Consider the following 8,560-nt stretch of genomic DNA (forward strand, 5'->3'; position numbering starts at 1 on the left):
GATCCCGGTGTTCCGGGCCTGCCGGAAGGCTGTCCGGAAGATGCCCGGATCTCCGGCTCTCCCCGAGGCCGAGGGAGCCTACCCGTCGTGCCCGTCCGACGTGGGGGAGTGCGCTCGGTGAAAGATCACGAGGAGTGCGGTTGTATGAGTGGTTTGCGTGGTTTGCATCACACTGTGCATCTCGGGCGTGTCGCAGGGGGTTCGTGGGGTTCTAGGGGGCTGCGTTCCAGGCTCTGAGGGCCTCCGGAGTCAGGAACGCGTCGAACACCGTCTCCATCGCCCCGAGCAACGGGCCGCGCCACCCGAGGTCCGAGCGCAGAAGCGGCGGCGGGCTGTCGGCACGGATCGTCATCAACCCGTTCAGGAACGCGTTGTCAAGTACGCCGGGCGCCTGCTGGTACAGGTCCGCCCCGAGACCCGACAGCGTCACCAGCTCCGGGTCGTGCGCGTTGACCAGGCAGGCCAGGCCCGCGCCCAGCGAGGACGCGTTCGCGGCCACCGACTCCCGTGCCGCCGCGTCCCCCCGGGCGCCGTCGGCCAGGATCGCCTGCGCCAGATCGCGGCCCCGCCCGCCGCCCGCCGCCATGCCGAGATGGCGCAGGAGGGCGTTCGCGCCGACGTCCATGCCCCAGCAGCCGAGCGCGCCGCACACGCAGCGCCGGGTGCCGCCCGTGAGCGGCAGGTGGCCGAACTCGGCGCCCATCCCCGTCGCCCCGCCGAGCGGGCGGCCCTCGACGACGAGCAGGCCGCCCAGGTCGAAGTCCACATGGATGTGCAGGCCCACCCCGATACCCGCCATCCGTCCCCGCCGCGCCTCCGCCAGAGCCGCGCACGCGGTGTCGTTGCCCAGGTGCAGCGGCACCCCCCACAGCGACGGCACCCCCTCCGCCCGCCGGGGGGCGCGGGCGGCGGCCCTGCGCGGGCGCTCGATCCAGGGGACGGGGGAGCCCGGGACCTCAGGAGGCTCGGGGGCTTGGGGGACGGCGATGCGACGGGGGGCCGGGGCGGGGGGCTCGCCCGCCTCGGGGGAGTGGGCGGACACGGCGCTCGCCAGGTGGGCCGGCACGTCGATCGCCCGCCAGCCCAGATGGCCGATGTCCACCAGCCGGCCGCTCCGGACCGGGCCCGGCGCGGCCAGGCCGATGCCGATGAGGCGGGGACCGTACTCCAGCGCCCGGGTGCGCAGCGCCCGGCCGAGGGGGAGCAGCGCGCCCGCCGGGGTCCCGTCGTGCGAGCCGGAGGCCAGCATGAGCGCGCGCCCGCCCAGCTCGCAGGCCGCGAGCTCCCAGCGGTCCTCGCGCAGGTCGACGGCGAGCGCGATGGGCCCCAGCGGATGCGGGCCCGGCACCTGAGTGGGACGGCCGCGCGTGTGCCCGGCCGAGGGCTCCTCGTGGAGGAGGGCGTCCGAGACGAGCCCGGCCACGAGGACGCTGGCGGTGCCCCGCGCCAGGTCGAGATCCCTGGTCAGCTGCGACCGGGTGCGGTCGGCGCCGCAGTCGTGGACGGCCCGCAGCAGCCGGACCCGGTTGTGCTCGCGCAGCTCGACGCTGGTCGTCGCCCCATTCACTTTCACCATTCGCCCCATTGTGTCGGCAGTCATCCCCAATTATGCTCGCGCCGTGAACAAAAGCGTGGGGCAGCGTGCCCGAATCGGTGTTTTCGGTCTCTTCTTCCTGAGCGGCTTCGTCATGGGCGTGTGGGCGGCGGGCCTGCCCTCCCTCACCGAACGCCTCGGCCTGGACCCCGCCATGCTGGGTACCGCGCTGCTGCTGATCTCCACGGGCGCCCTGGTGTCGATGCTGGTCGCGGGCCCGCTGGTGGACCGCTTCACCAGTCGCCGGGTCTGCTGGGTGGCCGGGCCGTTCTCCGCGGTGGTGCTGCTGGGACCCGCGCTGGCCGGGTCGTACCCGTGGCTGCTGGTGCTGTCCGTGGTCTTCGGCCTCGGGCTCGGGGTGATCGAGGTGGCCATCAACGCCCATTCGGTCGAGGTCGAACGCGTCTACGCCAGGCCGATCATCTCCGCCTTCCACGGCACCTGGAGCCTCGGCGGGGCCGTGGCCGGGCTGCTCACCGCGTTCGTGCTGCAACTGGGCATCGAGGGGCAGGCGCTGCTGGTCGCGGCCGGGATCGTGGTGCCGTTCCTGTACCTTCCCGCCGCCCGGCTGCTGCTGCCCGAGCCGCCGCCCGCCGCCGCCCAGGGAGCCGCGGCGGAAGGCGGCGCCAAGCAGGCCGTGGGGCTGCGGTGGGGGCTGATCGCGCTGCTCGGGCTCGCCGCCTTCGCCGGGCACCTGAGCGAGGGCGCGGCCATCGACTGGGCGGCGCTGCACGCGCGCTGGATCCTCGGGGCGGACGAGGCCGCGGCGCCGCTGGCGTACACGGTGTTCGCCGTGGCGATGACCGGGGTGCGGCTGCTCGGGGACCCGCTCAGGGCGCGGCTGGGGTCCGTCACGACGATCCGGCTCGCGGGGCTGTTCGCGACGCTCGGGTACATCCTGGTGCTGGCCTCGCCGCAGGTGCCCGCCGGGTTGCAGGTGGCGGCCGCCTGGCTCGGGTGGGCGCTGGCCGGGGTGGGGCTCGCCACCGTGGTGCCGGTGATCTTCAGCGCGGTGGGCGCGGCCGGCGGGCCGGTGGGCAAGGCGCTGTCGCTGGTCACGGCGTTCGGGTACTCGGGGCTGCTGGTCGGGCCCGCGGTGCTGGGGTTCGTGGCCAAGGAGACGTCGCTGCCGGTCGCGCTCGTCATCCCGGCGGTGATGGCCGCCGTGGTCACGCTGTCCGGCAGCCCGTCGATCCGCGCCCTGACGTCCAGGTCGAAGGCCCCGGCCGAGACGCCGGTGCCCGCTCGCGACTGACCCTGCCCGCGACAGGGTTGGGGGTGTCCGAAATTTCATCACATAGCGCCTGAGCTGCTGTTATTCGATCGTGACTTGACCTCGGTGGACGTGGACCGATTTTATGTGGCCACCTCAGTAAACGTTTACAGTTCTGTGTCCCCCCGAGAGGACTGCCGTGACCGACGGACCCACGATCAACACGATCGCCGCGCGTGCCGGTGTCTCGATCGCCTCGGTCTCGCGGGTGCTGAACGGCCTGCCGACCCGGCAGGAGACGGTCCGCAAGGTGATGGCGGCCGCGGAAGAACTAGGGTACGTGCGCAACGCCGTCGCGAGAAGCCTCAAGTCGCGCCGCACCCACCAGGTCGCCTTCGCGATGGCCGACATCGGCAACCCCGTCTACCTGGCCATGGTCAGGCAGATCCAGCCGGTGCTCAAGGCCGCCGGCTACCGCCTCGTGCTCCACTCGACCGACGCCATCGCCGCCGACGAGATCGACGTGCTGCGCAGCCTCGGCGAACGGTACGTGGACGGCCTCATCATGAGCCCGCTGCGCGTCACCGACGAGCATCTGCGCACCCTCGCCGCCGCCCGCGCCCCCGTCGTGATCATCGGCTCGGTGCCGGACGGCACCCGGGTCGACAACGTCAGAGCCGACTCGCGCACCGGCGTCCGGCTCGCCCTCGACCACCTGCACCAACTCGGCCGCCGCCGCATCGGCCTGGTCAACGGCCCCCTCGACACCGTGCCCGGCGCCTCCAGAGGCGCCGCCTACGCCGAGGCGCTCGGCGCGCTGGGCCTGCCGTACGACGAGGACCTCGTGGAGATCGGCGACTTCTACCGGCAGGAGGGCGCCCGCGCCGCCGCCGCGCTGCTGACCCGCAGGCCCGACGTGGACGCGCTCATGTGCGCCAACGACCTGATCGCCCTCGGCGCCGTCGACGTGCTGCGCGCCTCCGGCCGCAGGGTGCCGGCCGACGTGGCCGTGGTCGGCATGGACGACACCGACCTCGCCGCCGCCTCCTGGCCGTCGCTCACCAGCGTCTCGCTCGGGTCGGCGGAGCGCGGCAAGGCCGCCGCCGAACTGCTGCTCGACCGGCTGCTGAACGGCGAACGCGAACCCCGGGTGGTGACCGTGCCGCCCCGGCTGCTCGTGCGCGCCTCCACCTCCGGCAGGGAACCGACACCCCAGTACACGGCGGTGCCGTCGGAACCGCGCACGACGGACGGAGCGGCCGGATGAAGGCGACCAAGCCGGCCCGCGCCCGGCGCGGCAACCGCGAACTGTGGCTGCTCATGCTGCCCGCGCTGGTTCCCGTCCTGCTGTTCAGCGTCGGCCCCCTCCTGTACGGCATCGGCCTGGCCTTCACCGACGCCCGCGCCGGCCGTAACCGCGAGGTCTCCTTCACCGGCCTGGAGAACGTGACCACGCTGCTGGGCGACGCCGACTTCTGGTCGTCGTTCCGCATCGGCCTCATCTGGTCGGTGTCGGTGACGGTGCTGCAGTTCCTGGCGGCCCTCGGGCTCGCGCTGCTGCTGAACCAGAACCTCCGGTTCAGGGGCGTGGCCCGGGTGCTGGCCGTGGTGCCGTGGGCGATGCCGCCGGTGGTCATCGGCCTGATGTGGAAGCTCGTCTACCACCCGGACGCCGGACTCCTCAACAGCCTGCTCGGCACGGACGTCAACTGGCTGGCCGACTTCTCGCTGGCACTGCCCGCGATCATCGTGGTCGGCATCTGGACCGGCATGCCGCAGACGACCGTGGTCCTGCTGGCGGGCCTGCAGGGCATCCCGAAGGAGTTGTACGAGGCGGTCGAGGTGGACGGCGCGGGCCGCTGGCGCCGCTTCTGGACGATCACGGTCCCGCAGTTGCGCCCGGTCATCGTGGCGATCACCTCGCTCGACTTCGTCTGGAACATCAACCAGTTCGGCCTGGTGTACGTGCTCACCGCAGGCGGTCCGGGCGGCCAGACCCGGCTGCCCATGTTGTTCGCCTACGAGGAGGCGTTCAGGTACCGCTTCTTCGGCTACGCCTCGATGCTCGGCGTCGCGTTCGCGATCGTCGTGCTGGCGGTGCTGAGCGTGTACCTGTGGCGCCAGATGAGGGAGAGCCGATGAGACGCCTGCCGCAGTACCTCGCGCTGCTCGCCTACATCGTCTTCCTGGCCTTCCCGCTGCTGTGGCTGCTGTCGACGGCGCTGAAGACGCCGCAGGAGATGGCCCGGCTGGATCCGACGTGGATCCCGCGCGCGCCGACCCTGGACAACTTCTCGGCCGCCTTCGGCGAGCAGGACCTGACCGGCGCCGCGCTGCGCAGCCTGGTCGTGGCGGTCGTGGCCAGCCTGATCACGGTGCTGATCTCGCTGCCCGCCGCCTACGCCATCGCCCGCTACCGCAGCCTGGTCGGCCGGGTGGCGGTCGGCTGGGTGCTGGTCAGCCAGGTGTTCCCGTTCATCCTGATCATCATCCCGCTGTTCATGGTGCTGCGGGAGCTGGAGCTCGTGAACACGCTGCCCGGCCTGGTGGTGGTGCACGTGACGTTCACGCTGCCGTTCGCGCTGTGGATGCTCCAGGGGTACGTCAGGGCGGTGCCGCCCGAACTGGAGGAGGCCGCCTCGGTCGACGGGGCCGGCCGCTGGCGCTCGATCGTGAGCGTCGTGGCACCGCTGCTCGCCCCCGGAGTGGTGGCGACCCTGCTGTTCTCGTTCATCTCCTCGTGGAACGAGTTCCTCTTCGCGCTCGTGATCCTCCAGGACCCCGACGTGATGACGCTCCCGCTCACGCTGGTGAGGTTCACCGGCCCAGAGGGAGTGGCCAGGCTCGGCCCGCTGGCCGCGGCGTCGCTGATGGCGACGATCCCGAGTCTGGTCTTCTTCGCAATGATCCAGCGGCGACTGAAGTCCGGCCTGATGGCCGGCGCCGTCAAGGGCTAGGAGGCTCTCATGCGTATCAGGTCCGCTCTCGCGGTGGCGGCGCTCGCCGTCGTCGCGGCCGGCTGCGGTGGCGGTGGCGCCACCGGCGGCAGCGGGGAGTCCGCGAAGTCCGGCGAGCCGGTCAAGCTGGACTTCCTCAGCCTCGCCTGGCAGGAGGAGTCGGTGGCCGCCAACAAGGCGATCGTCGACGAGTGGAACAAGGCCAACCCCGGCATCCAGGTGACCTACGTGCAGGGCAGCTGGGACAACGTCAACGACCAGCTCGTCACCCAGTTCGCCGGCGGCACCGCCCCCGACGTGATCCACAACGACTCGCCCGCCCTGGCCGGGTTCGCCGCCGACGGCTACCTGCTCGACCTGAAGGACAAGGTGCCCGCGGAGCTGAAGAGCGACATCCCGCAGGCCGCCTGGGACACCACCACCTTCGACGACGGCAAGGGGAACCAGGGCGTCTACGGGGTGCCGTTCCTCCAGGAGTCGCAGGTCATCATCGCCAACAAGAAGCTCCTCGACGCCTCGGGCGCCCGGGTGCCGACCGCCGACAACCCGTGGACCTGGGACGAGTTCTCGCAGGCCGCCAAGAAGATGACCAAGAGCGGCGGCTTCGGCGTCGCCTGGCCGATGAAGTCGCCGGTGAACAAGACCCTCAACCTGGCCCTCACCTACGGCGGCAAGTTCTTCGAGACCGGCCCGGACGGCAAGACCAAGGTGAAGGTCGGCCCGGAGGAGCGCCAGGTGCTCCAGCGCATCCACGACCAGCTCTGGAAGGACAAGTCGGCCGACCCCGGCGCCCTCGGCCAGGGCACCGCCGACCCGCTGCCCGCCTTCTTCGAGGGCAAGTTCGCGATGCTGCCCGCCGGGGTGTTCCTGCGTGCGCAGGTCGTCGAGCAGGCGCCCGAGGGCTTCGAGTGGGTCACCCTGCCCGCCCCGAAGGGCACCACCACCGAGCAGGGCGCGGTCTCGCAGACGCTGTCGGTCGCCCAGGACAGCGACAAGCCGGAGGAGTCGCTGAGGTTCATCTCCTTCTTCCTCAACGGCAAGAACCAGGCCAGGCTCGCCAAGGGCGACTGGCTGGTGCCCACCTCGCAGGCCGCCGCCGCCGACCCGTCGATGACGACGAAGGAGAACGGCTGGGACGTGGCCGTCGCCTCGGCCAAGACGCTCGTGGTCGCGCCCTTCCTCAAGGTGAAGGGCTTCGACGAGTGGAAGAGCAAGGTGGCGACGCCGGTGCTCCAGCAGTACTTCGCCGACAAGATCAGTCTCGACGAGGCCGCCGGTAAGCTGGTCACCGAGGGCAACCAGGTACTGGAGCGGTACGAGAAGTGAGTGTGCGCGACAAGGCCAGGGGGTCCCTGCTCGGCCTGGCGGCCGGAGACGCCCTCGGAGCCCCCGCCGAGAACCTCACCCCCGCCCGCATCCGCGAACGGTGGGGACGGCTGACCGAGATCGAGGGCGGCGGCACCGACGACACCGAGTACGCCATCTTCGCAGCGTCCCTGCTGGTCAGGCATGGTCACGCGCTCACCGCCGCCGATGTGGCCGCCGCCTACCGGCGCGAGATCATTCCCCTGGTGACCGGCCCGATGAAGGGCGCCGGGTTCTCCGAACTCGGCACCGTCATGGCGCTGCGGCGCGGGCTCGAACCGCCGATGACCGGACGCGTCCACGCGCACGGCTGGTCCGACGGGCTGGCCATGCGGGCGGCGTCGTACGGCGTCTTCTGTCCGGGTGACCCCGCCGAGGCGGCGCGCCTCGCGGAACAGGACGGGCTGGTGAGCGGCGAGGGCGAGGGCATCCTGGGCGGGCGTGCGGTCGCCGCCGCCGTCGCGGCGGCGATGGCGGACGCGACCCCGGACGCGGTCGCCGACGCCGCCCTGAGCGCGGTTCCCGAGGACTCGTGGACGACCCGCGCGATCGTGCGGGTCCGCGAGGTCCTCAGCGGATCCCGCGACGCGGGCCTCACGGAGCGGCTGCACGAGGCCGTCGTCGTCAGGCACTATCCCTGGACCGACGTGGCCCCGGAGGCCGTCGCGCTCGCCCTGGCCGCCTACCTGGCCGGAGACGGCGACGTGGAAGCGTCCGTGACGTTCGGGGTGAACCTCGGCCGTGACGCCGACACGATCGGCGCCATCGCGGGCGCCATGGCCGGCGCGGGGCAGGGCGAGAGCGGCGTGCCCGCCCGCTGGGCCGCCCGCATCGGCCCCGCCACCGGCGCCTGCCTGCCGGTCGTCGCGGGACGGCACGTGTTGGACGTCGCCGACGAACTGGTGAGAGGACTCTGAACACGATGTCGGGGGACAGGATCAGGGGAGCCTTCGCCGGGCTCGCCGTCGGAGACGCGACGGGCTGGCCCGCGGCGAGGCACCGGGCGGCGCTGCACGCGCCCTGGAGCAGGCGCCTGCACCGCGAGCTGGACCAGTTCGCGGAGGAGCACCGGGTCACGACGCTGCCGGTGCCGTTCGCGCTGAACCAGCCGACGGCGCCGCTCGCCCTCGGCCCGTCGGACGACGCCGAATGGCTCGCCTGGACGGCGCTGACGATCGGGCGGCCGAGGGCCGAGGCGTTCCGCGAGCTCGCCGGGCGCGAGGACGTCAGGGCGCGCATCTCCGTCGCCACCGCGCTCGACAACCTCGCCAAGGGCGTCGAGCCGCCGGCCAGCGGGCACGACAACCCGCACTTCTTCGACGACGCGGCGGCGATCCGCGCGGTCGCCTTCGGCGCGGCCGGGCGCGACCCGCGCGCCGACGCGAGCGTCACCAACGCGGGCGACGGCCTGCTCGGCACCGTGGCCATGGC

General features: G+C 72.5%; 8 protein-coding genes. 7 read left to right on the forward strand and 1 reads right to left on the reverse strand.

Translation table 11 applies throughout. From position 1 onward, the window contains the following. Positions 1–211: 211 nt before the first annotated feature. Complete coding sequence (locus ABD120_RS03725) at positions 212–1,576, reverse strand: ROK family protein (RefSeq protein WP_343948223.1); 1,365 nt, start codon at positions 1,574–1,576, stop codon at positions 212–214. A gap of 43 nt (positions 1,577–1,619) precedes the next feature. Here ABD120_RS03725 and ABD120_RS03730 point away from each other — a divergent pair, with 43 nt between their 5' ends. From ABD120_RS03730 to ABD120_RS03760, 7 genes are all read left to right on the forward strand, one after another. Beyond that, a complete protein-coding gene (locus ABD120_RS03730) occupies positions 1,620–2,849 on the forward strand; it encodes an MFS transporter (RefSeq protein WP_343948224.1) in 1,230 nt (409 codons plus the stop codon). 157 nt (positions 2,850–3,006) lie between these two features. Then, the gene (locus tag ABD120_RS03735; protein ID WP_343948225.1) at positions 3,007–4,074 is read left to right on the forward strand and encodes a LacI family DNA-binding transcriptional regulator; all 1,068 of its coding nucleotides are present in this window, start codon (positions 3,007–3,009) and stop codon (positions 4,072–4,074) included. After that, positions 4,071–4,949 (forward strand): carbohydrate ABC transporter permease, encoded by an 879-nt coding sequence (locus ABD120_RS03740; RefSeq protein ID WP_343948226.1) that lies wholly within the window; start codon positions 4,071–4,073, stop codon positions 4,947–4,949. Before ABD120_RS03735 ends, ABD120_RS03740 begins: the two co-directional genes overlap by 4 nt. Further along, the gene (locus ABD120_RS03745) at positions 4,946–5,764 is read left to right on the forward strand and encodes a carbohydrate ABC transporter permease (protein WP_343948227.1); all 819 of its coding nucleotides are present in this window, start codon (positions 4,946–4,948) and stop codon (positions 5,762–5,764) included. The genes ABD120_RS03740 and ABD120_RS03745 overlap by 4 nt, the downstream gene beginning before the upstream one ends. A 9-nt stretch (positions 5,765–5,773) precedes the next feature. Beyond that, the gene (locus tag ABD120_RS03750; protein ID WP_343948228.1) at positions 5,774–7,090 is read left to right on the forward strand and encodes an ABC transporter substrate-binding protein; all 1,317 of its coding nucleotides are present in this window, start codon (positions 5,774–5,776) and stop codon (positions 7,088–7,090) included. Next, positions 7,087–8,046 carry an ADP-ribosylglycohydrolase family protein gene (locus ABD120_RS03755; RefSeq protein WP_343948229.1) on the forward strand — a complete coding sequence of 320 codons (960 nt, stop codon included), beginning with the start codon at positions 7,087–7,089 and terminating at the stop codon, positions 8,044–8,046. The genes ABD120_RS03750 and ABD120_RS03755 overlap by 4 nt, the downstream gene beginning before the upstream one ends. Before the next feature lie 5 nt (positions 8,047–8,051). After that, positions 8,052–8,560 (forward strand): ADP-ribosylglycohydrolase family protein (locus tag ABD120_RS03760; protein ID WP_343948230.1); only part of this gene is annotated, 509 nt, incomplete at its 3' end.

Origin of the sequence: Nonomuraea longicatena (genome assembly GCF_039525605.1) — a bacterium.
In the GTDB taxonomy this organism is placed as follows: domain Bacteria; phylum Actinomycetota; class Actinomycetes; order Streptosporangiales; family Streptosporangiaceae; genus Nonomuraea; species Nonomuraea longicatena.

Coding starts and splice junctions, on each gene's coding strand:
- ABD120_RS03750 (WP_343948228.1), top strand. CDS start 5,774: ATGCGTATCAGGTCCGCTCTCGCGGTGGCGGCGCTCGCCGTCGTCGCG.
- ABD120_RS03745 (WP_343948227.1), top strand. CDS start 4,946: ATGAGACGCCTGCCGCAGTACCTCGCGCTGCTCGCCTACATCGTCTTC.
- ABD120_RS03740 (WP_343948226.1), top strand. CDS start 4,071: ATGAAGGCGACCAAGCCGGCCCGCGCCCGGCGCGGCAACCGCGAACTG.
- ABD120_RS03725 (WP_343948223.1), bottom strand. CDS start 1,576: ATGGTGAAAGTGAATGGGGCGACGACCAGCGTCGAGCTGCGCGAGCAC.